This is a genomic window from Mesorhizobium sp. M0207 (assembly GCF_040321995.1).
In the GTDB taxonomy this organism is placed as follows: domain Bacteria; phylum Pseudomonadota; class Alphaproteobacteria; order Rhizobiales; family Rhizobiaceae; genus Mesorhizobium.
Window position 1 is genome coordinate 766,449 of the sequence record NZ_JAMYSQ010000001.1, and the last position, 22,091, is coordinate 788,539.

The 22,091-nt window shown below is 61.9% G+C and carries 26 protein-coding genes and 2 pseudogenes; 19 read left to right on the plus strand and 9 right to left on the minus strand.

From position 1 onward, the window contains the following. Positions 1 to 29: 29 nt before the first annotated feature. Positions 30 to 440 (minus strand): DUF427 domain-containing protein, encoded by a 411-nt coding sequence (locus NKJ15_RS03655; RefSeq protein ID WP_352814075.1) that lies wholly within the window; start codon positions 438 to 440, stop codon positions 30 to 32. Positions 441 to 622: 182 nt separating this feature from the next. On the opposite strand from NKJ15_RS03655, the gene NKJ15_RS03660 reads away from it, so the two are divergent. The 3 genes from NKJ15_RS03660 (at position 623) to NKJ15_RS03670 (ending at position 3,657) form a co-directional block, all read left to right on the plus strand. Further along, entirely contained in the window at positions 623 to 1,438 is an 816-nt protein-coding gene (locus tag NKJ15_RS03660) for an endonuclease/exonuclease/phosphatase family protein (protein WP_502904272.1), read from the plus strand. Positions 1,439 to 1,501: 63 nt separating this feature from the next. Further along, positions 1,502 to 2,902 carry a phospholipase D family protein gene (locus NKJ15_RS03665; protein WP_352814077.1) on the plus strand — a complete coding sequence of 467 codons (1,401 nt, stop codon included), beginning with the start codon at positions 1,502 to 1,504 and terminating at the stop codon, positions 2,900 to 2,902. A gap of 467 nt (positions 2,903 to 3,369) precedes the next feature. Further along, on the plus strand, positions 3,370 to 3,657 hold the full coding sequence (locus tag NKJ15_RS03670; RefSeq protein WP_352814079.1) for a hypothetical protein: 288 nt from the start codon (positions 3,370 to 3,372) through the stop codon (positions 3,655 to 3,657). 59 nt (positions 3,658 to 3,716) lie between these two features. Here the strand turns inward: NKJ15_RS03670 and NKJ15_RS03675 are convergent. Next, a pseudogene (locus NKJ15_RS03675) lies at positions 3,717 to 4,166 on the minus strand (cytochrome c3 family protein); the annotation flags it as partial. 202 nt (positions 4,167 to 4,368) lie between these two features. On the opposite strand from NKJ15_RS03675, the gene NKJ15_RS03680 reads away from it, so the two are divergent. From NKJ15_RS03680 to NKJ15_RS03705, 6 genes are all read left to right on the plus strand, one after another. Next, the gene (locus tag NKJ15_RS03680; RefSeq protein ID WP_352814081.1) at positions 4,369 to 4,710 is read left to right on the plus strand and encodes a hypothetical protein; all 342 of its coding nucleotides are present in this window, start codon (positions 4,369 to 4,371) and stop codon (positions 4,708 to 4,710) included. Beyond that, entirely contained in the window at positions 4,707 to 5,804 is a 1,098-nt protein-coding gene (locus NKJ15_RS03685) for an FAD-dependent oxidoreductase (RefSeq protein ID WP_352814083.1), read from the plus strand. The genes NKJ15_RS03680 and NKJ15_RS03685 overlap by 4 nt, the downstream gene beginning before the upstream one ends. 62 nt (positions 5,805 to 5,866) lie before the next feature. Then, positions 5,867 to 6,838, plus strand: a complete 972-nt coding sequence (locus NKJ15_RS03690) for an SDR family oxidoreductase (protein ID WP_352814085.1) — start codon at positions 5,867 to 5,869, stop codon at positions 6,836 to 6,838. A 4-nt stretch (positions 6,839 to 6,842) separates the two neighbouring features. Beyond that, positions 6,843 to 8,558 carry an HAD family hydrolase gene (locus NKJ15_RS03695; protein ID WP_352814087.1) on the plus strand — a complete coding sequence of 572 codons (1,716 nt, stop codon included), beginning with the start codon at positions 6,843 to 6,845 and terminating at the stop codon, positions 8,556 to 8,558. Between the two features lie 105 nt (positions 8,559 to 8,663). Further along, on the plus strand, positions 8,664 to 8,816 hold the full coding sequence (locus tag NKJ15_RS03700; RefSeq protein ID WP_352769229.1) for a peptide ABC transporter permease: 153 nt from the start codon (positions 8,664 to 8,666) through the stop codon (positions 8,814 to 8,816). A gap of 24 nt (positions 8,817 to 8,840) precedes the next feature. Beyond that, positions 8,841 to 9,284, plus strand: coding sequence for a PPC domain-containing DNA-binding protein (locus NKJ15_RS03705; protein WP_023677099.1), 444 nt, complete (start codon positions 8,841 to 8,843; stop codon positions 9,282 to 9,284). A 10-nt stretch (positions 9,285 to 9,294) separates the two neighbouring features. Here the strand turns inward: NKJ15_RS03705 and NKJ15_RS03710 are convergent, their stop codons facing one another. Both NKJ15_RS03710 and NKJ15_RS03715 read right to left on the minus strand, forming a co-directional pair. Continuing rightward, positions 9,295 to 10,557 carry a DUF763 domain-containing protein gene (locus NKJ15_RS03710; RefSeq protein ID WP_352769225.1) on the minus strand — a complete coding sequence of 421 codons (1,263 nt, stop codon included), beginning with the start codon at positions 10,555 to 10,557 and terminating at the stop codon, positions 9,295 to 9,297. A gap of 201 nt (positions 10,558 to 10,758) precedes the next feature. Then, positions 10,759 to 11,463: an MgtC/SapB family protein gene (locus tag NKJ15_RS03715; RefSeq protein WP_352473102.1), complete on the minus strand. Its 705-nt coding sequence runs from the start codon at positions 11,461 to 11,463 to the stop codon at positions 10,759 to 10,761. A 226-nt stretch (positions 11,464 to 11,689) separates the two neighbouring features. Between NKJ15_RS03715 and NKJ15_RS03720 the strand changes: the two genes are divergently transcribed. Then, entirely contained in the window at positions 11,690 to 11,857 is a 168-nt protein-coding gene (locus tag NKJ15_RS03720; protein ID WP_352814089.1) for a hypothetical protein, read from the plus strand. A gap of 30 nt (positions 11,858 to 11,887) precedes the next feature. Then, positions 11,888 to 12,886, plus strand: coding sequence for an ATP-dependent DNA ligase (locus tag NKJ15_RS03725; protein ID WP_352614259.1), 999 nt, complete (start codon positions 11,888 to 11,890; stop codon positions 12,884 to 12,886). A gap of 123 nt (positions 12,887 to 13,009) precedes the next feature. Here NKJ15_RS03725 and NKJ15_RS03730 read toward each other — a convergent pair whose 3' ends face one another. Continuing rightward, positions 13,010 to 13,537 carry a YciE/YciF ferroxidase family protein gene (locus NKJ15_RS03730; RefSeq protein ID WP_352539855.1) on the minus strand — a complete coding sequence of 176 codons (528 nt, stop codon included), beginning with the start codon at positions 13,535 to 13,537 and terminating at the stop codon, positions 13,010 to 13,012. A 169-nt stretch (positions 13,538 to 13,706) separates the two neighbouring features. Continuing rightward, on the minus strand, positions 13,707 to 14,438 hold the full coding sequence (locus NKJ15_RS03735) for a Crp/Fnr family transcriptional regulator (protein WP_352473082.1): 732 nt from the start codon (positions 14,436 to 14,438) through the stop codon (positions 13,707 to 13,709). Between the two features lie 501 nt (positions 14,439 to 14,939). On the opposite strand from NKJ15_RS03735, the gene NKJ15_RS03740 reads away from it, so the two are divergent. Continuing rightward, positions 14,940 to 15,137 carry a hypothetical protein gene (locus tag NKJ15_RS03740; protein WP_352449586.1) on the plus strand — a complete coding sequence of 66 codons (198 nt, stop codon included), beginning with the start codon at positions 14,940 to 14,942 and terminating at the stop codon, positions 15,135 to 15,137. A gap of 265 nt (positions 15,138 to 15,402) precedes the next feature. On the opposite strand, the gene NKJ15_RS03745 is transcribed toward NKJ15_RS03740, so the two are convergent. Next, positions 15,403 to 15,567: a DUF3309 family protein gene (locus NKJ15_RS03745; protein ID WP_023677107.1), complete on the minus strand. Its 165-nt coding sequence runs from the start codon at positions 15,565 to 15,567 to the stop codon at positions 15,403 to 15,405. Positions 15,568 to 15,750: 183 nt separating this feature from the next. Here NKJ15_RS03745 and NKJ15_RS03750 point away from each other — a divergent pair, with 183 nt between their 5' ends. Beyond that, on the plus strand, positions 15,751 to 16,188 hold the full coding sequence (locus tag NKJ15_RS03750; RefSeq protein ID WP_352539853.1) for a hypothetical protein: 438 nt from the start codon (positions 15,751 to 15,753) through the stop codon (positions 16,186 to 16,188). 78 nt (positions 16,189 to 16,266) lie between these two features. Here the strand turns inward: NKJ15_RS03750 and NKJ15_RS03755 are convergent, their stop codons facing one another. Beyond that, a complete protein-coding gene (locus tag NKJ15_RS03755; protein WP_352473085.1) occupies positions 16,267 to 16,497 on the minus strand; it encodes a hypothetical protein in 231 nt (76 codons plus the stop codon). Between the two features lie 236 nt (positions 16,498 to 16,733). On the opposite strand from NKJ15_RS03755, the gene NKJ15_RS03760 reads away from it, so the two are divergent. Beyond that, the gene (locus tag NKJ15_RS03760; protein ID WP_352473087.1) at positions 16,734 to 17,288 is read left to right on the plus strand and encodes a DUF4142 domain-containing protein; all 555 of its coding nucleotides are present in this window, start codon (positions 16,734 to 16,736) and stop codon (positions 17,286 to 17,288) included. 247 nt (positions 17,289 to 17,535) lie between these two features. Then, complete coding sequence (locus NKJ15_RS03765; RefSeq protein ID WP_352473088.1) at positions 17,536 to 17,778, plus strand: polymerase; 243 nt, start codon at positions 17,536 to 17,538, stop codon at positions 17,776 to 17,778. Between the two features lie 105 nt (positions 17,779 to 17,883). On the opposite strand, the gene NKJ15_RS03770 is transcribed toward NKJ15_RS03765, so the two are convergent. Further along, positions 17,884 to 18,669 (minus strand): DUF1236 domain-containing protein, encoded by a 786-nt coding sequence (locus NKJ15_RS03770; RefSeq protein WP_352814090.1) that lies wholly within the window; start codon positions 18,667 to 18,669, stop codon positions 17,884 to 17,886. 204 nt (positions 18,670 to 18,873) lie between these two features. Between NKJ15_RS03770 and NKJ15_RS03775 the strand changes: the two genes are divergently transcribed. The 4 genes and pseudogenes from NKJ15_RS03775 to NKJ15_RS03790 all read left to right on the plus strand — a co-directional run. After that, complete coding sequence (locus NKJ15_RS03775) at positions 18,874 to 19,173, plus strand: DUF1236 domain-containing protein (RefSeq protein ID WP_352614254.1); 300 nt, start codon at positions 18,874 to 18,876, stop codon at positions 19,171 to 19,173. 345 nt (positions 19,174 to 19,518) lie between these two features. Then, positions 19,519 to 20,367: a MetQ/NlpA family lipoprotein gene (locus NKJ15_RS03780; RefSeq protein WP_352539848.1), complete on the plus strand. Its 849-nt coding sequence runs from the start codon at positions 19,519 to 19,521 to the stop codon at positions 20,365 to 20,367. A 133-nt stretch (positions 20,368 to 20,500) separates the two neighbouring features. After that, positions 20,501 to 21,565 (plus strand): methionine ABC transporter ATP-binding protein, encoded by a 1,065-nt coding sequence (locus tag NKJ15_RS03785; RefSeq protein WP_352540028.1) that lies wholly within the window; start codon positions 20,501 to 20,503, stop codon positions 21,563 to 21,565. After that, positions 21,546 to 22,091 (plus strand): annotated as a pseudogene (locus tag NKJ15_RS03790) (methionine ABC transporter permease); the annotation flags it as partial. The gene NKJ15_RS03785 and the pseudogene NKJ15_RS03790, both read left to right, overlap by 20 nt.

A 22,091-nucleotide genomic window follows, 5' to 3' on the forward strand; every position in this document is an offset into this window, starting at 1 on the left:
GACCGCTGGCGGCTGTCGCCGATGTGGGTCTACTCGGTGACGTGCGGTGTGTGCCGCTTGTCTTCCGCGGGATCGGCCTCGATCCGCGCCCTGCCGGGATCGAACGCACCGTGGCGGGCGATCGCCAATGCCGGGGTGTCGGGCGTCTCGTAGGCCCACATGAAGTCTTCTGCCGACGAACCGACCGCATGAACCCGCCAATAGCTTGCCGTGCCCTTCAGCGGGCTGTGGCTCGTCGTGTTCGTCTTCTCCAGAAGGTCGAAATAGATGTCCTCGAAGGGTATGTAGAAAACAGGATCATGGCCGTCTTCATAGAGCACCTTTGCCCGCTCGCTCGACGCAATAATGGCATCGGAGAACCGGACGGTCACGGTTCCATCGAACGGGACAATCCTGAGCGGGCCTGGGCGGGGGGCGGAATCTGCGGCTAAGGACTGCATTCGACTTCTCCGTTGACTGCGCTGCCTTCCCGAAACGTGTTGTTGCCCGTCAGGGTTCCAGACCGCCGGCGCGCCGAGCCCGGGTGGTGGAACGGTTCTGCAAGGTCGTCGTTGTTTCAGACCTCCGCACGCGCCATAATCGCAATGGCCGCCACTCACCGACTCAACAGCAAATGGATAACATGCTGGATCGATCGCCTACCCTTCCAAGGTCGCTTGGCGCTGCGCTGCGAAGGGAAGTGCCGCGGTTTACGGCACCCGGCAATGAAATTTCGTGCACCACGGTCGCATCCTACAATGTGCACAAATGCGTCGGCACCGATGGCAGGTTCGATCCGGAGCGGGTCGCGGCCGTGGTCAAGGAACTCGACGCCGACATCATTGCTTTGCAGGAGGCCGACGAAAGAACCGGAAGCAGGCAGGGATTGCTGGATCTCGCGGCGCTCGAGCGGGACAGCGACCTCGTCCCCACCCATGTCCCGGAAAACCGCCGCAGCCATGGCTGGCACGGAAATCTGATCCTGGCGCGGCGCGGCGTGGTCGAAAGCGTGAACCAGATCCGGCTGCCCGGCCTCGAGCCGCGCGGCGCGGTCATCGCGGACCTGGAGCTGAAGGGCGTCTCGCTCAGGATCATAGCCGCGCATTTCGGCTTGCTGCGGCGCTCGCGCTCGCAGCAAGTCAACGCACTTGTCGAAGCCACGCACCCGGTTCTGCGGCCAACAATCCTGCTCGGCGACCTCAACGAATGGCGCGTCCGCAACAGGTCTTCGCTGCTGGCCCTGCTGCCGCATTTCGGTCCGATCGATGCGGTTCTGCCGAGCTTTCCGTCGCGCTTTCCGCTGTTTGCGCTCGACCGCATCCTGGCCAGGCCGCCGCACCTGATTTCCAGCATCGAGGTGCACAAGACGCCGCTGGCGCAGCGGGCTTCCGATCATCTGCCGATCAAGGCCCGGCTGAACCTGGACGCGATACGACAGCCGCGACTGCAACCAGAATGAACCTGAAGGGTTGTTAGTCAGATTTCAGACGGTTTGCTTCGCTGATGTTTGTCGGTGCACTTTATGGATACAGCCATTTCGCGGTTTGCCCGGGACAAGATCGCTGCCGGCAATAGCGGGCTGCTGCTGATCGCCGACAATTATGACGCGTTTGCCGCGCGAATCCTTGCCGCGCGCGGTGCCACAAGCAGCCTCGACCTGATGTACTATCTCTGGCACGACGACCATAGCGGCCGGCTGCTGATGCAGGAGGTCGTCAAGGCGGCGGAGCGCGGTGTCCGCGTCCGCATGCTGCTGGACGATATCAATCCGCGCAACAGCGACGCTGCTTACCTGGCGCTCAACAGCTACAAGAACATCGAGCTGAGGCTGTTCAACCCCAGCGGCATGAGGAACGGCAGCATCTTTCGCACGCTGGAGATGGTCGCCCGGCTGTTTGCGATGACCCGCCGCATGCACAACAAGGCCTGGATCGCCGATGAGGGCTTGGCCATCGTCGGCGGAAGAAATATCGGCGATGCCTATTTCGACGCTGCGGAGACGAATTTTCGCGATCTCGACCTGTTGCTTCTCGGTCCTGCCGTAGGGCAGACGATGCAGATATTCGAGGCGTTCTGGAATTGCGAGGCGGCAAAGCCGATCCAGCTGCTCAACCCGGCTGCGGTGGGCTCGCGCGCCGATTTCCTCGACAATCTCGATGCGACCGCAGACGGCCAGCTTTTGAACAGCCTCAGTGCCTGGCGCACGATCACGGAGTTCATTGCAGCGCAGAGCGACGTCTGCTGGACGAAAGGCGTTCGCGTCATTTCCGATCCGCCGGAAAAGGTGCGCGGCAAAAGGCGCAGGAACTGGCTGACCAAAGAGCTGCTTCCCGCTATCGCGGCGACCAGGCAGCGCCTCGAAATTGTCTCACCCTATTTCATCCCCAGCCGCACCGGGTTGGCCATCCTGTCGAAGCTGGTGGATCGTGGCGCCGAGGTTGCAATCCTGACCAACTCGCTCGCCGCGACGGACGTCGCCGCCGTGCACGGCGCCTATGCCAAATACCGCCGCAAGCTGCTTAAAAAAGGTATCCAGCTTTTCGAATTGCAGCCCTTCGACCGCCAGGCCAACATCTCCGTTTTCGGTTCAAAGGGAGCCAGCCTCCACACCAAGGCCTTCACGGTCGACGATACGCTCGGGTTTGTCGGCTCCTTCAATTTCGATCCGCGTTCGGTGTCGTTGAATGCGGAAATGGGCGTGCTTTTCCATGATACCAATCTGGTGATGGAGTTGCGCCGGCTGTTCGAGCACGAAAAGTCACCGCAGACGAGCTATCAGCTGGTCCTGGACAAAGGCGCCTTGCGGTGGCTCGGCATGGCGGATGGCGAGATGCGGCAATATTCGCGTGAACCGGAGGCCAGTCTCTATCGGCGCATCGTTGCAGCGCTGGTTGGGTGCCTGCCGATCGAATCGCAGTTGTAGAAGCGACGGATTTGTCGGAACGCAACTCTTTGTCGGAACGGAACTCGGGGATCACGAGTTGTAACCCGTGTCCGGAGCATGCCGATGAAGACCGCGATATACAGTTTTCTTGCTGAGCTCTTGCCGTTCTGGATGGCGCATAAACGCAAAATGCGCGCCGACCGCGCCGCCGAGTGGCCGGCACGACCGGCTGCTGCGGATGACGATGTTCGGCCGTCAGGCGATCCTAATCGAGCAGCACCGGCGCGGCGGCGCAACACGTCCTAAGGGCAGAATGATCCCGCTCCAACTGTCTGGCTAGCCGCATTTCCGCGACGCCGATAATCCCATTTGGCTGCAGAAGCTCTAGCCCTTAGGGCGATCACGCTATCATCAAGTATCGCTATTCGAAATCCGGCGTTGCCAAGCATCCATTTTGCAGCACGTACGTTAATGTGCACTACAGGTTGCCGCTATAGGTGAGCGTCATGAGTGATAGTGCGATAGAATTCTTGCAGGACTGGATCCACGAAAACGTTCATGTGCCGCCGCCTCCGATCAAGCTTGAAAGGGAGGCGGAAATCCTCGCCAGGGAATGCAAGGAAGAGGCTGCCGATGCCGGCGTACCCATCGAAGACATCGAGGAAGAGGTCGGCGACCTCAAGGACCTGCTCGTCGCCAAGCTTGAAGACGCAGCCGAGGACGAGGCCCGGCAACTCAACGGCCACGGTCAAAAGATTTCTGCGCTGGCGGCCGGGCAAAAGCGGGCCGTATGAGGCCGGTCCGAGCGCAGGCAAGGCATCACGAGGTGCGCCGCTTCGGCCTATTGTCCGATCATGTCGTCGACCTCGCCATGGCACGTCTCGCAGGCGACGCCTTTAGCGATATGGATCGAATGATTGAAATAGACGAAGTCGGGGACACCGTTCACCCGCTGCCACTGCAATGGCTGCCCGGAAGCAAGGCTTGCCCGTATCGGCGCCAGCATGTCCGCGTTGGTGAACAGCTGCGAATGGCAGGTCATGCACACCTCGGTCGCCGGCAGACCCGCCGATGACGAAGTCTCGACGCCGCTATGGCAATAACGGCAATCGAGGCCAAGCTCGCCGACATGGTGCCTGTGGCTGAACGGCACTGGTTGCGCCAACGGCCGGCCAACGCCGGTGACGAAGTCCGAACGCAGGATGGCGGTGCCGCCGAGAGCCGCAAAGATCGCCATGAAACACGCGCCCCACAGAGCGAAACGTGAAATGCCGTTGGCGCTCCTTGAAAAGACCTGCGGCATTCCCTCGCCGATTTCGCATCCAGCAAACCGTATTCACCCCCCAAAACCCCTAACTGCGGCTGCGTGGGTAAGTTCCGGCTGGGGCAGCGGAGATCACAGAATGGTTACCCCGCCCTGGCCCATCTGGTCGGGCTGATCGGAAACCATCGAACCCTCCATACGTTCGGATGAGGTCACGTTCTGTTTCACCCGGATAAGCATCATGATCATGACCATCCCCCACCCCCATCCTATTCGCCGGTCCGGCGTTGCCTTCTGGTGGACGATGTTCGTCGGCGCGCTGCTGACGATCCTCGGCCTGCTGATCGGAGGGGGCGGTGCCTGGCTGATCGCGCTGGGCGGATCCTGGTATTACCTGCCCGCCGGGATCGCCCTGCTGGCCGCCGGCAGCCTGCTGCTTGCCGGCAATGCCGCCGGTGTATGGCTTTACGTCCTGACCTGGCTGGCGACCCTTGCACCCGGCGGCCACCATTTCATGGAGAGACCAGGATCGGCGACGCCATCATTGCCTACGCACTGCCAAAAAGCTGACGCCCGACGATGACGGCTTCGCGGGACGCTTCCATCCTGATCGTCGGCGCCGGCCCGACCGGGCTGACGGCGGCAGTCGAACTGGCAAGGCGCGGCATTGCACCTCGCATCATCGACCGCAAGGAAGGCCCGACGCCGCTCGCCAAGGCGGTCGGCATCAGTTCGCACAGCCTCGACATCCTTGAACCGTCCAAAGTCGCTGGCCGGTTGCTCGCCGAAGGATTGAAAATTCGCCGAGCCCGTTTCTACTTCGAAGGACGAGCGCTCGGCGAGATCGATTTCTCGATCCTGCCGCACCGCCATAATTTTCTGCTGTCATTGCCGCAGCGCGACACCGAATCGCTGATGACCGACACGCTCAAGGGATTCGGCGTCGACGTCGAGTGGCGAAGCACATTTATCGGCATGGCCGAGCACAAAGGCCGGGTCGAGGTGCGGATCGAGGCGCCAGACGGCCGTGACGAGGCAAGTTTCGACCTTGTCTTCGGAGCCGACGGTGCGCAAAGCACGGTGCGTGATGCCATCGGCATCGGCTTCGATGGCTACACGCATCGGCGGCAATGGAGCATTGCCGACGCCGACATCGACGATTGGCCCTATGAGCCGATGGCCGCCCACGCGTTTCTCCACAGGGACGGTGACGTCGGTTTCATCATCCCGATCGGCGAGAAGCGCTATCGCGCGGTCTCCAACACCGAGGATGCGCTGGCGCGCATCCCCGGCAATTACCGGATCACGCGGTTGTTGCGGACCGACCGCTTCCATATTCCGGTACGACAGGCGCCGCGCTATCAAACCGCATGCGCCTTCCTGGGAGGCGATGCCGCGCATGTGCATTCGCCGCTGGGCGCGCGCGGCATGAATCTCGGCATCGAGGACGCCGCGTCATTCGCCAGGCGTTTCGTCGACGGCACGCTTGCCGGCTACACAAGCGAACGCCACCCGGTAGGGCAACGGTGGATCACGCTCAGCGAGCGCATCCTGTCGCTGGCCCAATCGGACAACGGCATCATGCAAGGCGTCAGGAACGCGGCCTTCAGCGTCGTCGGCCATCTGCCGCTGCTGCAACGGCCGCTGCTGGAGCGTGTCGCCGGGCTCAAGGAATGACGTGGTCGCATAAACCTTTTCGCCGGACATGCGTTGTTGGGTTTCAAGCCAGGGAGATGACCATGCAGATGAAATCGGAAATCGCCGGCGAGGCCGCCAAGCAACGGCACATCCAGCGCCGGATCGACGAGAAGGACAAGTCCAAATCCAATGGCAGGCAAAAAGGCGCCATGCAGGCCGGTGCCCGCAAATATCCCGAGCCGCCCTTCCCCGAGCAGCACCAGCCGAAGCCGGGGCATGAATGGGCGATCGAGCCGGCGCCGCTTTACGATGCGCCGTACTATATCGGATCGAAAAAGCTCGACGGCAAAGTGGCCGTCATTACCGGCGGCGATTCAGGCATCGGCCGTGCGGTGGCCGTGCTCTATGCGCGTGAGGGCGCCGATGTGGCGATCGTCTATCTCTCGGAGGATAGGGACGCCAAAGATACCAAAAGGGCCGTCGAAGCGGAAGGCCGGCGCTGCATCCTGATCAAGGCCGACGTCAGCGAACGCAACCACTGCCACAACGCGGTGGCTGAGATCGTGCAGGAGTTTGGGCGGATCGACGTGCTGGTCAACAACGCCGCCTTCCAGATCCACTCCAGCGATTTCAGCGAGCTGACCGAGGAGCATTTCGACACGACGCTGAAGACCAACCTCTACGGCTATTTCCACATGGCGCAGGAGGCCGTGCCGCACATGAAACCCGGTTCGGCGATCATCAACACCGGTTCAGTGACCGGCATCGAGGGCTCGAAGCAACTGGTCGATTACTCCATGACCAAGGGCGGCATTCATGCCTTCACCCGCGCGCTCTCAGGCAACCTTGTCGAGAAGGGCATAAGGGTCAACGCCGTGGCGCCAGGCCCGGTTTGGACGCCGCTCAACCCCTCGGACAAGGAAGCCGGCGATGTTTCGAAATTTGGCGCTGACACGCCGATGAAACGGCCGGCCCAGCCGGAGGAGATCGCGCCGGCCTACGTGTTCCTCGCCTCGCCGCACTGCTCGAGCTACATCACCGGCGAGATATTGCCGATCGTGGGCGGCTACTGACGGCATGTATTTCATTGCCCTGGCCACTGACTATGACGGCACGCTGGCGCATGAAGGGGTCGTTGCCAAGAAGACGCTTGCGGCGCTTGAACGCTTCAAGAAGAGCGGCCGCAAACTCATTCTCGTCACCGGGCGCGAGCTGCCCGACCTGAAACGTGTCTTTCCCGAAGTCGCGATCTTCGACAAGGTGGTCGCGGAAAACGGGGCGCTGATCTACACGCCGGCCAGCGAGGAGGAGCGGACGATATCTCCGCCGCCCGCCCCCGAGTTCATCGCCAAACTCAGGAAACGCGGTGTCAAACCGCTTTCGGTCGGACGCTCGATCGTCGCAACCTGGGAACCGCATCAGGCTACCGCGCTCGAGGTCATCAAGAAATTGGGGCTGGAGCTGGAAATCATCTTCAACAAGGGCGCGGTGATGATCCTGCCCAGCGGCATCAACAAGGCGACCGGGCTGACAGCTGCGCTTCAGGACCTCAGACTGTCGCCGCACAACGTCGTCGGTGTCGGCGACGCCGAAAACGACCACGCCTTCCTGCGCGCCTGCGGCTTCAGCGTCGCCGTCGACAACGCACTGCCGGCAGTCAAGGATACGGCGGATCTCGTGACACGCGGCGCGCGCGGAAAAGGCGTCGAGGAACTGATCGCCAAGGTGGTGGAGCGCGATCGCGAGCTTGTGCCGAGCCGCGACGGCATTGTGCTTGGCTCGGAGAATGGCAAGGAGGTGTATCTGTCGCCAACCGATACGGTGCTGATCGCCGGCAGCTCCGGCATCGGCAAATCGACCCTGGCGACCGCACTGACGGAGCGCTTCGTCGAGAGAAAGTTCCAGTTCTGCATCTTCGATCCGGAAGGCGACTACGATGGCCTCGAAGGCGCCGTCCGGCTGGGCGACGGCTCGAACGCGCCGACGAAGACGCAACTGCTCGATCTCCTGGGGAAGCCGGACAACAATCTGGTCGTCAATGGCCTGGCGCTGCGCGTTAACGAGCGGCCGGACTTCTTTGCCGACCTGCTGCCGGGCCTTGGCGGTGTTCGCTTCCGCACGGCACGACCACACTGGCTGATCATCGACGAGGCGCATCACCTCTTGCCGAAGCGGCGCGACGACACGCCAATGGTGCTGGCCATGGAATTGCCGGGCACGATCCTGATCACGGTTCATCCGGACGCGATCTCAACCGAGGCATTGCGGCTGGTCACCGCCGTCATCGCACTCGGCCCCAAGGCGAAAAAGGTCATCAAGACGTTCTGTCACGAGACCGGCACCGAACCGCCAAAGGACAAGGACCTGAACTCTCCAAAAGACGAGCGCGTGCTGTTCTGGCGGCCGCAGGCGCGCAAGAAACCTGCCATGGTCGAGCCGATCGAACCGCGGCAGTCGCTCAAGCGCCACAGCCGCAAATATGCCGAGGGCCAGCTGGACGAGAAGGGCAGCTTCTATTTCCGCGGCCCCGACAATGCGATGAACCTCCGCGCCCATAATCTGATGATTTTCGCCCAGATCGCCGAGGGCATCGACGACAGGACCTGGGAACATCATCTGCGCGCCGGCGACTATTCCGAATGGTTTCGCCACCAGATCAGGGACAAGGAACTGGCGCGCGAAACCGCCGAAGCGGAGAAAGACGGCACACTTTCGGCGCAGGAGAGCCGCAACCACATCCTGGACGCAGTGCGCCGCCGCTATACCGCGCCCGCCACCGCGCCAAAGGAATAGCTGCAACGGCGCCCCGCCGTGGAACCTCATCCGCCGAACGAGATTGTGTTCTATCGGGCGCCAGATCCATTCAATGCCGAATAATGCCCCGGAAGGAGACGATGGATGAGCAGCGACCGGGACAAGAATGGTCCTGTCTTTTCGGCGGAGCAGGCGCGGCAGGGCGAGATCATCCTGCGGACGCGGGCGCGCCGGATCATTTTCATCGGCGGCCTGGTGGGTCTCGTCTTGCTGGCATTGCTGGTTTGGTGGATTTGAATTCCTCACGGCTGGAGCAAGATCATGAAATCACAGCTTGTCGCCGAAAGCGCCGGACAGAGAACGTTCGTCGTTGTGCTTGATCCCGGCGAAGAGGCGTTTGCGCAGCTGACGTCATTTGCGGTCGACCGTGGCGTCGGCGGCGCGTCGCTGACCGCGCTCGGCGCTTTCGAAAGTGCAACCGTCGGCTGGTTCGACCCTGGAGAAAGGACCTACCGGAAAATCCCCGTCCGGGAACAGTGTGAAGTGCTGAGCGCGATCGGCGATGTTGCCATCGGCGACGACGGCAGGCCCAGCTTGCACGTCCACGCAGTCCTTGGATTGAGTGACGGCACCACGAGGGGCGGTCATCTGCTGGACGGCATCGTGCGGCCGACGCTCGAGGTCACATTGGTGGAGACGCCTGGCCATCTGCGCCGCAGGCACCGTCCCGAACTCGGCGTCGCCCTGATCGACTTGGAGGCTTGATCCGAGCCGATCACTTCGTTGATTTGACTGCGGCCGTTTCGGGTACGACCTCCCAACCGAAGACGCTGCGGCCGCCGAGCAGATGCGATTGCTCGAACTCCCCGGCGACTATTTCCTTCAGGCTTGGGCCGGTGACATAGCGCTCGACCTGCCTCGACTGGTCGTCCAGCCGCCGCAACGCGCCGATCTCTTCGTCACGGCCGAGCCTGGCCTTCTGGACAGCCGACTTCAGCACGCCGATCGTCTCGTCATAGACCTTCAGCGGCACGGGGAACGGGTGCCTGTCCTTACCGCCGTGCGCCAGCGAGAAACGGCCTGGATCGGAAAAACGGCACGGCGCGCCATGCACGACTTCGGCGACGAGCGCCAGCGCCCGCACCGTGCGCGCGCCGACATTGGGCACGAGGAGAAGCCCGGCGAAATCTGTCGGGCCGCGCTCGGCCGCCGCGGCGATGTTGCCGTGCAGGCGGCGCATGACGACATCGCTTTCGCGCACATCGTGGTGCGCCGGCATCACCAGATGCGGCAGCAGCTTTTGTGCCGGCTCCGGCGCTGGCGCCGAACCCCGCTCCAAAGCGGCAAGCTCCCTCACGATGCGATCCGGTCCAAGGCCGTGCAGAAGGTCCAGTTGTCCCTGGCGCGACGCTTCGGCGCGGCGGTCGGTCAGGTTGACGATCTCGCCCTGATTGGCGCCCTCGATGGCAGCATGCGGCTGGTCGACAAAGCTCTTCAGGCCTTCGGACAGCCAGTGATAGCGGCGCGCCACCTTGCTGTCGCCGTTCATGCCCTGCTGCACCACCACCCAGTTGCCGTCGTCGGTGACGATAAAGCCGTGCAGATAGAGATCGAAACCGTCCTGGACCGCGGCGCTGTCCACCTTGGCGACAAGCCGGCTGGCAGTCGCGAGGCCTTGCCCGTCGAGGCCGACACGCTCGCCGATCAGGGCAAGCTCGTGCGGGGTCTTGCGCGAATGCGCGCCGCGGCCGCCGCAAACGTGGATGCCGAGTTCGCCGGAGAGCGGCGACAGACCGCGCTTCAACGCTCCGACGACGCTGGTGGTGATGCCGGAGGAATGCCAGTCCATCCCCATCACGGCGCCAAAAGACTGGAACCAGAACGGATGCGCCAGCCGGCGCAGCAATTCATCGCGGCCGTAATGGTGGATGATCGCCTCGCACATGACCGCGCCAAGCCGCGTCATGCGGTCGCCGAGCCATTTCGGTACGCGCCCGCCGTGAAGTGGGAGATCAGCACTTCCCGATCGCTGTGCCACGGTCTTTTGCTTGCTCCTTGAGTCCTGCCTCGACAGATAGGTATCGAAAGGGGTGTGGAGAAGCTATGGCCTGATTCAGGCCGCGATCGTTGCGAGCCGCTAGAGCAATTCCAGGAAAAGTGTGAAACGGTTTTCCGTCCGGGATTGCGCAGAAACAAAGAGATAGAGCGTTTCGGCGTTTCCGTGAAACGATGAACCGCTCTAGCGGGCAGGTTCGCTGAGGAGATCAAACTTCTGGATCTCGCAATGCTCGCCCACCGATTCCAGCAGATCCATTGGCGGTGCCCCAGTGTCCGGCCGCCTCCAACTGATCTCGAACGAGAAAACAGGGTCTTTGAGATCCGGGCGCCTCTCTATCGCGACGAGGCGTGCCCGGTAGCCAAGCGGCCCGATCATCGTATCGAGTTCCTGTCGGGCTGCGGCCTTCCAGGTCAGTGCCAACTGGGCATGGTGTTCGCGCGACATTCGAAGGTCCACCCATTTCAGGACCAGCAACGTGGCCAGCGTCAGCGCCGTGCCGGCCGCGCCCAAGCCGTATTGGCCACCACCGAAAGCCAATCCGATCGCCGTCATCACCCACAACGTGGCCGCCGTGGTGACGCCGCTGACAAGATTGCCGCGGCGAAGAATGGCGCCACCGCCGATAAAGCCGACGCCGGTCAACACGCCCAGCGGAAAGCGCAAGACGTCCATCGATGCAAACGAATCCGGGTGCTTGCCAACGGTCTCGAGCAGAATACTGGCCTGGATCATTGTGATGGCGGCGGCCAATCCGACCAGCACGGTGGTGCGTAGCCCCGCCGCGTGCCCGCGCGCCTCGCGGTTGAGGCCTATCAACAGGCCGGCGAGCGCGGTCAGAAGCAGTCGTGCCGCGATGTCCTGCCAGACCGGAACAACGAGGAGCATCGCGGTCACCCGTCAGGCCAAGCGCTGCTGGCCAGGAATAGCGCCATGGTCAAAGCGAACAAGGGCAAGAGCGTCTTCATCGCAAATTCTTTTCGTCGATAAGCAACAAACGATGCGCTTGGATTTTGGTTGCGCCGCCGACGATTCACCCCGGCGATGGGCAGCGGCGGAACAAAACCTTCGGCCTGCGGGTTGGTGGGTTCACACCAACGAAGGATTTGCAGTCATGGTGCGCTTGCTGCTTGCCGGAGCCGTCGCTTATCTGGCCTATCGCATCACCAAGGAGATCGGCGGGACCGACGAGGTTGATCCGCTGTCGCCTTCGCCCGAGCAAACCGGCCGCAAGGTGTCGAGACGGCAGAGCGGGGCACAGAGGAATGGCCGACGGCGGTAGCGAATGCCGTAGCGGCGGCGCGGACCAGCCATGACCGCATTTCCGTTGCCGCTCGACCTTCGTCCGATGGAAGCCAAAGCCGCCGATGCAATCCCTGGCGGCGACGGGCTTTGGCAATACGAGCCGAAATGGGACGGGTTTCGCTGCCTCGTGTTCAAGGGCGACGATGCCGTCGATCTGCGTGCAAAATCGGGCAAGCCGCTTGGCCGCTATTTTCCCGAACTGGTCGCGGTGCTGCGCGATGTGAGCTCGCGACGGTTTGTTGCCGACGGCGAGATTGTCATCGAGGTCGACGGATCGTCCTCGTTCGAGGCCCTGCAAATGCGCCTTCATCCCGCCGAAAGCAGGATCCGCAAGTTGAGCCTCGAGACGCCCGCCATGCTGATCCTGTTCGATATGCTGGCCGAGCCCGGCGGCAGGATCATCATCGAAGAGCCTCTCACCACCAGGAGGCAGGCGATTGGGGCCTTTGTCGCGTCGGCGGCACGGCCCCAACTGCACCTGTCCAAATATACGCACGACGCCGCCACCGCCGAGCGCTGGCTGCAGGGCGCCGGCCACGGCTCGACCGACGGTGTTGTTGCAAAACTGATCGCCGGGCCATACCGGCCCGGCGAGCGCGCCATGGTCAAGGTCAAGCGGCTGCGCACTGCGGATTGCGTGGTCGGCGGCTTTCGCTATCTCGCCGGCAGCAACGAAGTCGGATCTCTGCTGCTCGGCCTCTACAATAACGAAGGCAGGCTGGATCATGTCGGATTCACCTCGACCATCGGCAAGGACGACAGGGCGGCGCTGACCAGACGGCTGGAAAAACTGCGGGCCAAACCAGGTTTCACCGGCAAGGCGCCGGGCGGACCAAGCCGCTGGAGCACGGAGCGGAGCGGACAATGGGAACCGATAAAGCCTGAACTGGTGGTCGAGGTTCGGTTCGACCATGTGACAGGCGACCGGTTCCGGCACGGAACCAAGCTGTTGCGCTGGCGGCCGGACAAGGAACCGCGGCAATGCACGTTCGAGCAGATCGAGTAAGTCCGATCCGAGGCACCGCTTCAAGGCGCTTGCTGCCCGTTCATGACGGACCAATGCAGAATTTCACCGGTTCGCCGCGGCCAACCGAGCCTTGGCAACCAAGGCTCGGTTGCGGTTTTGAAATCAGGCAGCTTCCTGCATGGCGCGTTCGTTGACGCCGCTTTCGCCGAGCTTGGAAAGCGCTTCGTCGGTCGCGACCTCTTCCTTGAGAGTTGCCCTGAGCAGCTCGACAACGTCGCTCTTGCCAAGTTCTTCCGCCCACGCGATCAAAGTGCCGTAGCGAGCGATCTCGTAATGTTCGACAGACTGCGCTGCGCCGACAAGTCCGGCGTCGAGTGCAGGAGCACCACTATACTCCTCGAGCATTTCCGAGCCCTCTTCGATGATGCCGTCAATGGCCGGACAGGTTTTGCCGCGGGCCGGCTTGCCGAATTTGTCGAACACCTCCTCGAGGCGGTCGACATGTCCTTCGGTTTCCATGCGGTGTTTCTCGAAGGCGGCGGTCACTTCTTCCGACTCCGCGCCCTTGGCCATTTTGGGCAGTGCTTTCAATATCTTCTTCTCGGCGTAGTAGAGGTCTTTGAGCCCGTCGAGGAACAGATCCTCAAGGCCCTTGCTTGCCGCCTTCGCGGCCTTTTTTGTAGTCGCCATGATCCTCTCCCGAATGGTTGGTGCCGCCTCGCAAAGTGGAGGCGTCCGATAACCCTCCGACAGGAAACAAGTTCCCTGACGGTCCGGCAGCTTTGAAAATTTTTCCGACCCGCCGTGTGGTGTCGCAGGGGCCTTCGACCTGCGGCAGCAATCGGCCAGAAAAGCGCCGTCAGCGCTCGCCGATATGCTCGACCAGGCGGGTATATTCGGCCTCGGCCAAGCCGTAGCCGCCATCCGCCAGTGCGACGAGACCATCGCGATCGCGGATGATAATTTCGCCGCGGCGGGACCGGATGAGCCCTCGCCCCTCGAGCAGCTGCAGCGCGACCGTTACACCCGGGCGCCTTACGCCAAGCATGATCGACAGGAATTCGTGCGTGATCGTCAGCCGGCCGCCATCCACCCGATCGTCACACATGAGAAGCCAGCGCGCCAGCCGGTCTTCAAGTTTCGATCGCGCGTTGACCAGCGCGGTATAGCCAGTCTGGACATGCAGATATTGCACGTAGCGCAGCAAGAACAGCCGCAGCGTCGGGCTTTGCGTCAGCGCCGCCTTGAACGGCTCGGCGTCGATCCTGGCAGCTTCTCCCGCCAGCTGCACATAGCAATCATGGACCGTACGGTCGTCGCCCATTATCAGGGCCGAGCCGGTCATACCTTCCAAGCCGACAAGGCCAACTTCCGCATCGCTGCCGTTCGGCATTTTCGCAACCACCGAACCGATGCCGTCCTCAAGGAAATAAATGGCCTCGATCGGCGATCCGGACACTTCGAGCGATTGCCGTAACTCCAGCGAACAGCGCTCGATGTGCGGCTCGAGAGATGCGAAATCGCCGGCGCTCATTCGGCGCAACAGCTTGTTTTTGTACGGATTTTTATTGGAATTTGCTGGATCAGACATAGCTGGGCCCAAACTAGGGCAAGAGCCTTTTTATCTCCCAGCCGTCCGCGCCCGGTATAACCTGCGGACGATAACGCTTATATAAGCACTGAAAGGTATGGAGCCTACTAAATAAAAAAATGAATCGATGCACGGCAGTTTCTCCTGCCGCTTGCCTACGAAAACATCCGACTGAAAGTTAGAGTTGGAAACGTACCAAAGTCGGTTTGGTACGAAAACGACAATTGAGATCGCCGGGCTCGAAAAGAGCCCGTCGCGAGGGATGCAACGGGCTCCATTCGGGCGTCGTGGGCTACGCCCAGTGATCCAAATGAGGGGTGGGTTGGATCGCAGCAACAATGCAGGTGCAAGGCAGTCGTTCCCAAACTGTCTGCTTGGTAATTTCCGTACATTGAGTTTGGACGAGAGCGGCGCTAATTGAATTGGAGTCGTCCACACAGGCACGGCGAGTGGACGCTTGAAAGACGCTTCGCGCTTTCGCCCTTTTCAAGGGAGGATGGCATGCCGATGCAAGGTGCAGCAACTCCAGCCGAACTGAGCGTGCTGAGAAAAGCGCTCGACGACTGCTGCCGCGAGTTGGGTGTTGCGGACGACAGTCCTGTCCGCGAGCGGTTGGCAGCCCGTATCATGTCGCTGTTCAACGAGGGTGTGCTCAACGCCGATCTGAAAGAAGCGCTGGCCGCCGATCGCCAACAATAAGCTGCTGCTATGGTGGCGTCCTCGGCGCCGAAAGGTTCGGCACCGAGTCGCCCTTTCTAGCCAGGGTCCCGGTTTGCCAAGGATCTTGGAAATCTAGTCTTTTCACGACAAAAACGCCCGGCGCTAATTACCAAGCGGCAGGCGTTTTTGTCGCGAGCGTGACACTAACGCGTGTCGCGTTTGGCCGGCCTCATGCGACGCGCTTACTTCCTGTTTTATGCATGTCGTTATCACAAAACCGCTGCACACTTTTGCACGACATGCATCAAATGCGCCCAAGCAGGACCAGGATAATGACGATAAGCAGCACCAAGCCGAGGCCGCCACCACCGTAATAGCCGGTGCCATAGAACGGTCCGCCGCCCAAGCCGCTGAAGCCGCCAAGCAAGGCAAGGACCAAGATGATGATGAGAATGGTTCCAAGGCCCATGATGTCTGCTCTCCTTGTTTGCGCTGCCGCCATTCGCATCAGCGCGTCGCATTGTACAAAGGTATGAACTCACAAGGAGCATTCCTGTTCCGGCGGGACGGTAAGGCGTACGCTCATGCGGCGAGCAGAATGCCGGGCCGGGCCGTCAGAAAAGTCCACAGATGCATGCCCGCGGAGAATGGCATGGCGGCCGCCTTGAACACCCAAGAACATGCTGAAATTCATGGGGAATTTGTCGGAACCTTCGCCCGCCCGAACGGTTGTTTTCGTAGTCGCAACGCGACGACCCTCGTAAAAAGGAGAAGCATCATGCTCACGAAAATTCTCGCAGCTTCGGCGCTTACGATCGGTCTGGCCACGTCAGCGATGGCCCAGAACGTCGGCGATCCCTCCGGAGCCGCTGCCGACGGCAGCGGGCGGACGATAGTAGTCCCGGATAATGGCGGCCCTGACACCGGCACGGATTCGACCATCACCAACAGCATTCGCGATTTCTCAACGACGAATTCGAATGCCGACCGGAATTGCCCACCAGGCCCGCAGGGGGCTCTGCCCGACGCGACCGGCAAGTCTCCGGGCACGATGGCGCCGACGGTGAACGACAACCACTGCGGCAAGTAAGCGCCCGGTTTATCATAGTCTGTGGTGAGGCTGCGGAGCGTACGCTCCGCGGCCTCGTTGGTGATGAAAATCGGCCGTCTAACGGCAGCGGTGGTCGAAGCTGACCGCGATCTCCCGACCGTCCAGCGCCCGAACGATGAAGCCAACCAGTTCCTCGTCGGTTTGCCGGAACCAGGGAAAGCGTTTGCGCAAATCGGCTATGACGACAGTGGTCGAGAGAATGTCGCCCGAATTGTAGTCGGCCATGACGATATGAACGGCTTTGTCGGTATCAATACCGATTCCAAGCGGCGACTTGATCTGCCCCACGGAAGCCTCCACCCATCTGTCCCGGCAGACGATAGCAAGACTGCGGCAAAGCGAAAGAGCTTGTACGATTCCGTACGGTCCTACGGGTTGCGTTGCACTTTGCAGGACCCAGCCGGCGTGTTTTATTTAAATCATTTGTTTGGCTCGCGGCGGCTGTGGCCACTGCGACCAGGCAACCTCGTCGCAGCTTCCGCGTTGAGCCATCGGAGGGATGACATCAGCCTCGGAGAACCCCCATGAAAACGCTTCTATCCATCACTGCGGCAGCGATGATGGCCGGCGCGCCTTTGGCTGTTTTTGCCCAATCGGCGACGCTGACGCCGCTGACGACCGACACCATGAGCAAGGTTGACACCGCGACATTCGTCAAGACCGTGCCCATCGCCAATACATTTGAAATCGAATCGAGCCGACTTGCGCAGACGCAGGCGACGGCTGACGATGTGAAGGCCTTCGCGGCGCAAATGGTCACAGACCATACCAAGGCCGGCGAGGACTTCAAGGCGGCGCTCAGCAAGGGGCAGACGACTTCGGCCACCGCGCCGGCCGGCCCGTCGCTGGACACCAAGCACCAAGCGCTGCTCGACCAACTCAAGGAGGCCAGCGGGGACAGTTTCCAATCAAAATATATCGACATGCAGACCCAGGCGCATAAGGAAGCGGTGGCGCTGTTTTCCGCTTACGCGAATTCCGGCGACGATCCGGCGATGAAGGAGTTTGCCAAGAAGACGCTGCCGGTGCTGCAAATGCACGAACGTCACGTCAAGGACCTCGCTGCCGCACATCAATGAGAGCGAAGAGTGCCTTTTGCAAACGAAAGGCCGCCCCACACACGGCCTGTGTGACGCGGCTGTCGTCCGGCCACACGGCCGGGAACAAAGCACCGAGAGTGCCGTTATTTACCCGGCTTGTTCGGGGAGGATCCAATGGAAGGCGGCGTTCGCGGGGCGTCAAGGATAGTAGCGCCGGCTTTCGGCGCCGTCCTGGTCGCCGCTGTCACAGGCTGAAATCGCTTTCCGAACGGGACAGGCTGCCTTCATGCGCTACGGCGAGATATTTGCAAATGTTACGGCACTCATGTTGCTGGCCTTGATGATTGGCGGCGTCTTCGTCCTGTTTGGAGAGCCGCTGTGGCCGCGGCACTACGCGAGAATGGTGCTGGTTACGGATATCGATGCCATGACCACCGCGTCAGTCCGAACAAGCTGCCTGCCCAGTCCCTGCCTGCCCGACACCATCGATCATACCGTGCTCACTCCTCGCCCCGAGGACGGACCTTGATTTGCGATTTGCAGACGCTGGAGCTGGGTACGGAAAAGCCCGCCGCGCAGCTCGGGCGGCGGGCTTTTTTGGTGAATCAACCCACGGTAGACCGTCTGGCCACGACTAGGTCAGGATAATCACGATCTTGTAGGTATTCGGGTCGACGATGACGATCCGGCCGTCGGCGAGCACGAAATACTCATAGCCTTCGTAAGCCGGAACGATCTTGACGATGCGCGCCGGCAGGCGATGCAGCCGGACCTTCTTTCGCGGGACCTCGACACCGACGGAGATGTCGAAATCGACGTTGGAAACGGGTTGGACGTTCGTCTCCTTGATGACCTGAGTGATCTCTGTCTTCTGCTCAACGGTCACATTGCTGATGGAAGCGGTCGAACTCTGGTCCTGCTGGGTAGAAGTATTGCTCTGAGCCTGGTTTGTGGTCGTGGTCCCAGCCTTACCCTGAGCCTGCTCTTCGGTCTGCATCTTGGAGCTGCCCTGAGCCTGCTCGGTGGTGGTGGTTCCAGCCTTGCCCTGGGCTTGCTCCTCGGTCTTCATCTTCGTGTTGCCCGTGGCCTGCTGGTCAGTCGTGGCGCCAGCCTTGCCTTGGGCCTGCTCTTCAGTCTTCATCTTCGTGTTGCCCGTGGCCTGCTGCTCAGTCGTAGCGCCAGCCTTGCCCTGAGCCTGCTCGCCGGTCTTCAGCTTCGGTTTGCCCTGCGCCTGTTGATCAGTGGTGGCGCCGGCCTTGCCCTGAGCCTGCTCGCCCATCTTGGCGCCGTTCTGGCAATTGGCAGTGCCGGCTGCACAATTGGCGCCGGACTGATCGTCGGTCGACTGCTGCGTCTGGGCAAGTGCGGCCCCGCAGCTGACGCTGATTGCTAACATGCTGGTGATCAGAACGCCTTTCATGAGAGATCTCCTTGGAAAATGCGTCCCTTCACCCCGCAAAACTGCGTTTAAAAAACTTTGTTCCAAACTAATGGAAGGAAACGGCAAGCGATCCGAGTGGCGGAACAAGCTCCACCTGATGACGTTACCGGCCTATAGCGACCCCGCTGCGAACGGCATGACGCGGCGCAGCGCAGAGGTGGCTCACGAGGAAAGGAGACAATCATGAGAATGCATCTTTCCGCAGCCGCGGCTGGGTTTTTGCTGCTTGCGGGTGTCGGCGCCGCTGCCGCCCAGGATGTGGTCATCGAACCGCAGCAGGAGACGATCGTACGCGAGTATGTGAAAAAGCAGCCTCTGGCGTCCGTCCAGCTCCCCGGCGTGGAGCTCAATGTCGGCTCGACCCTGCCCGATACCGTCGAGCTTCATGAAGTCCCCAACGTCAAATACCGCTACGTCGTCGTCGACAACCAGACCGTCCTGGTCGATCCAGGCACACGCAGGATCGTGAAGGTCATCCAGTGAGCAAGCGCGTCGCTTTGAAGGGACATGCGGCGCGTCTAGCATTGTCGACATCCCACACTGCTGCCCGTGTTGGGCATTCGGACGCAGAAAGGCCCGCCGTTTCGAAGCACGGCGGGCCTCATAGCGGAGACGACGTCCGGACAATTTCTGAACCAGCATTGGCTTAGAACACATGATCCCAGCACGCCCTGTGCTCGCCAGGCCCGAAACTTTGAGAGAATATTCCTGGCTTCGCATTTCGCGGGAAATACGGTGCTTTGATCCGACGGTCAGCATTCCCGATGATGCCGGCAAGGCTTGGCACTCCGCCTGGCCGCAACGACTTCAGAACCGACGGGATAGATCATGTCTGGGAACACCAACACTTTGCTCTCATTTCTCTCCGCAAGTATAAGCCGGCGCGCCGGTCTGGCTGTACTTTTCGCGTCGGCGGTTGCGATTGTCGGCCTTGCTGCGCCGTCGCTCGCCGAGGACAAGACGGCGGTCAAGGTCGGTATCATGAGCGGCGAGGACGAGGACGTCTGGCGCGTCGTCACCGCCCAGGCGGCGGAGAGGGGCCTGACAATCGAGACCGTGGTGTTCAACGACTATACCCAGCCGAATGAAGCGCTCGAGCGTGGCGAAATCGACGCCAACGCCTTCCAGCACAAGCCCTATCTCGACAACCAGATCAAGACGCAGGGCTATCACATCGTCCCGGTCGGCTATACCGGGGTCTGGCCGATCGGCCTTTATTCCAAGAAGTACGCGAAGATTGCCGACCTGCCAGAAGGCGCGGTCATTGGCGTGCCGAACGACCCGTCCAATGAGGGCCGCGCACTGCGCGTCCTGCAGAGCGAACATCTGATCAAGCTCAGGGAAGGCACCGGCATTCTGGCGACGACCACCGACATCGCCGAAAACCCGAAGCACTTGGTCATCAAGGAGCTGGACGCAGGCATCGTCGGGCGCTCGGTGGAAGACCTCGACGCGGCCGTAGTCAACACGGATTGGGCGCTTAAAAGCGGCCTCACACCGGAGAATCGCATCGCCCAGGAGGCGGTGGCCGACAATCCCTACCGCAATTTCATCGCGGTCAAGGCCGGCAATGAAAACCAGCCCTGGGTAAAGACATTGGTCGCCTCCTATCAGAACGAAAAGGTGAAGGCCGAATTCGATCGGGTCTACAAGGGAACCGGCATCAGCGCCTATTGATGCCGAGCTCGACTGGGCGCCGAAGCCCGGCATGGTAAAGCGGTCCGCGCTTCAACGCGGACCGCGATCGCGTTTGCGGGACACCAATACAGGAACTTTCATGAACCAGCATTTCGCCTCGGTCATCGAAGTCATGCATCCCGTCGGCGGCCGCTCCGCGGGACCGAACGATGTCGTGCGCCTCATCGAGCTGAAGCGCCGCTTCGGCGCGACAGCGGCGCTGGACGGCGTGTCGCTCAGCGTGCGCCAGGGCGAGATCCTCGGCATCATCGGCCGCAGCGGCGCCGGCAAGTCGACGCTGATACGCTGCCTGAACGGCCTGGAGCGGCCGGATTCAGGACAGGTCTACATCGAAGGCCGCGACATCAGCCGGCTCGGCGAGCGCGAATTGCAGCCGCTGCGCCGGCGCATCGGTATGATCTTCCAGCATTTCAACCTGCTGTCCGCCAAGACCGTCGAAGACAATGTAGCGCTGCCGCTCAAGATCGAAGGCCGGCCCAGGGCCGAACGCCTGGCGCGCGCCGCCGAGCTGCTCGAGCTCGTCGGGCTGTCGGAGAAGGCGAAAGCCTATCCGGCGTCGCTGTCGGGCGGGCAGAAGCAGCGTGTCGGCATTGCCCGGGCGCTTGCGGCGCGCCCGGCGCTACTTTTGTCCGACGAAGCGACCTCGGCGCTCGACCCGGAGACGACGCGCTCCATCCTTGCCTTGCTGAGGGACATCAACCGGCAGCTTGGCCTGACCATCCTGCTGATCACGCATGAGATGGAGGTGATCCGCTCGATCGCCGACCGGGTCGCGGTGATCGACGCTGGGCGGATCGTCGAGCAAGGGCCGGTGTGGTCGGTCTTTGCCGACCCGAAATCGGCGATCACACAAAGCCTGCTCGGCGGCATCCGGCCGCAATTGCCGGCGGAGATCGCAAGCCGGCTAACGCAGAACGCCGGCGTGGAGGCGATCCTCAGGATCGACGTGGCCGGTGAGGCCGCCCGAAGCCCGCTTTTGTCCGATCTTGCCTCGGCAGTTCCCGGCTCGTTCCGCCTCGTGCATGGCGGCATCGATCACGTCCAGCAGCAGCCTGTCGGGACACTGTTCGTGGCGGTCGCCGGCACCAATGAAGCTCACCTGGCAGAGGTGATCGCGTTCTTGAAAGCCCGCCAAGCGCGGGTGGAGGTGCTTGGCCATGTCGCCGGTTCTGTTTGAGCTTCTCGTCCGTTCAATCTGGGAAACGATCCTGATGACGGCCGCCTCCGGCCTCGTCTCGCTGGTTTTCGGGCTGCCGCTCGGCCTGGCGCTGGTCGCCACCGACCGCGGCGGCATCGCCGAAAACCTGTGGGTGAACCGCACGCTTGGCGCTGTCATCAATGGCTTCCGCTCGGTGCCTTTCATCATCCTGCTGGTTGCGCTGATCCCGGTGACGCGGCTGATCGTCGGCACCTCGATCGGCACCTGGGCAGCGATCGTGCCGCTGTCGATCGCGGCGACGCCTTACTATGCCCGGATCGCCGAAGTGTCGCTGCGCGAGGTCGACCACGGGCTGATCGAGGCAGCACGCGCCATGGGCGGCAACCGCTGGACGATTATTCGAGAGGTGCTGGTGCCGGAAGCGTTGCCGGGCATCGTCGCCGGCTTCACGGTGACGCTGGTGACGCTGATCGGCGGCCCCGGCCACGGCCGCGGCCCCCGGGCCCGCCGGCCCCGGGGCCCCCCCCCACCCACACGCCGACCC

Bases quoted from the DNA above. Each gene is read 5' to 3' on its own strand.
- NKJ15_RS03700 (WP_352769229.1), top strand. From the start codon at position 8,664: ATGAGCAGCGACCGGGACAAGAATGGTCCTGTCTTTTCGGCGGAGCAG.
- NKJ15_RS03690 (WP_352814085.1), top strand. From the start codon at position 5,867: ATGCAGATGAAATCGGAAATCGCCGGCGAGGCCGCCAAGCAACGGCAC.
- NKJ15_RS03670 (WP_352814079.1), top strand. From the start codon at position 3,370: ATGAGTGATAGTGCGATAGAATTCTTGCAGGACTGGATCCACGAAAAC.
- NKJ15_RS03765 (WP_352473088.1), top strand. From the start codon at position 17,536: ATGCGCTACGGCGAGATATTTGCAAATGTTACGGCACTCATGTTGCTG.
- NKJ15_RS03750 (WP_352539853.1), top strand. From the start codon at position 15,751: ATGGCGGCCGCCTTGAACACCCAAGAACATGCTGAAATTCATGGGGAA.
- NKJ15_RS03780 (WP_352539848.1), top strand. From the start codon at position 19,519: ATGTCTGGGAACACCAACACTTTGCTCTCATTTCTCTCCGCAAGTATA.
- NKJ15_RS03685 (WP_352814083.1), top strand. From the start codon at position 4,707: ATGACGGCTTCGCGGGACGCTTCCATCCTGATCGTCGGCGCCGGCCCG.
- NKJ15_RS03745 (WP_023677107.1), bottom strand. From the start codon at position 15,567: ATGGGCCTTGGAACCATTCTCATCATCATCTTGGTCCTTGCCTTGCTT.
- NKJ15_RS03715 (WP_352473102.1), bottom strand. From the start codon at position 11,463: ATGCTCCTCGTTGTTCCGGTCTGGCAGGACATCGCGGCACGACTGCTT.
- NKJ15_RS03695 (WP_352814087.1), top strand. From the start codon at position 6,843: ATGTATTTCATTGCCCTGGCCACTGACTATGACGGCACGCTGGCGCAT.
- NKJ15_RS03785 (WP_352540028.1), top strand. From the start codon at position 20,501: ATGCATCCCGTCGGCGGCCGCTCCGCGGGACCGAACGATGTCGTGCGC.
- NKJ15_RS03775 (WP_352614254.1), top strand. From the start codon at position 18,874: ATGAGAATGCATCTTTCCGCAGCCGCGGCTGGGTTTTTGCTGCTTGCG.
- NKJ15_RS03655 (WP_352814075.1), bottom strand. From the start codon at position 440: ATGCAGTCCTTAGCCGCAGATTCCGCCCCCCGCCCAGGCCCGCTCAGG.
- NKJ15_RS03680 (WP_352814081.1), top strand. From the start codon at position 4,369: ATGATCATGACCATCCCCCACCCCCATCCTATTCGCCGGTCCGGCGTT.
- NKJ15_RS03725 (WP_352614259.1), top strand. From the start codon at position 11,888: ATGACCGCATTTCCGTTGCCGCTCGACCTTCGTCCGATGGAAGCCAAA.
- NKJ15_RS03760 (WP_352473087.1), top strand. From the start codon at position 16,734: ATGAAAACGCTTCTATCCATCACTGCGGCAGCGATGATGGCCGGCGCG.
- NKJ15_RS03730 (WP_352539855.1), bottom strand. From the start codon at position 13,537: ATGGCGACTACAAAAAAGGCCGCGAAGGCGGCAAGCAAGGGCCTTGAG.
- NKJ15_RS03705 (WP_023677099.1), top strand. From the start codon at position 8,841: ATGAAATCACAGCTTGTCGCCGAAAGCGCCGGACAGAGAACGTTCGTC.
- NKJ15_RS03665 (WP_352814077.1), top strand. From the start codon at position 1,502: ATGGATACAGCCATTTCGCGGTTTGCCCGGGACAAGATCGCTGCCGGC.
- NKJ15_RS03660 (WP_502904272.1), top strand. From the start codon at position 623: ATGCTGGATCGATCGCCTACCCTTCCAAGGTCGCTTGGCGCTGCGCTG.
- NKJ15_RS03735 (WP_352473082.1), bottom strand. From the start codon at position 14,438: ATGTCTGATCCAGCAAATTCCAATAAAAATCCGTACAAAAACAAGCTG.
- NKJ15_RS03770 (WP_352814090.1), bottom strand. From the start codon at position 18,669: ATGAAAGGCGTTCTGATCACCAGCATGTTAGCAATCAGCGTCAGCTGC.
- NKJ15_RS03740 (WP_352449586.1), top strand. From the start codon at position 14,940: ATGCCGATGCAAGGTGCAGCAACTCCAGCCGAACTGAGCGTGCTGAGA.
- NKJ15_RS03720 (WP_352814089.1), top strand. From the start codon at position 11,690: ATGGTGCGCTTGCTGCTTGCCGGAGCCGTCGCTTATCTGGCCTATCGC.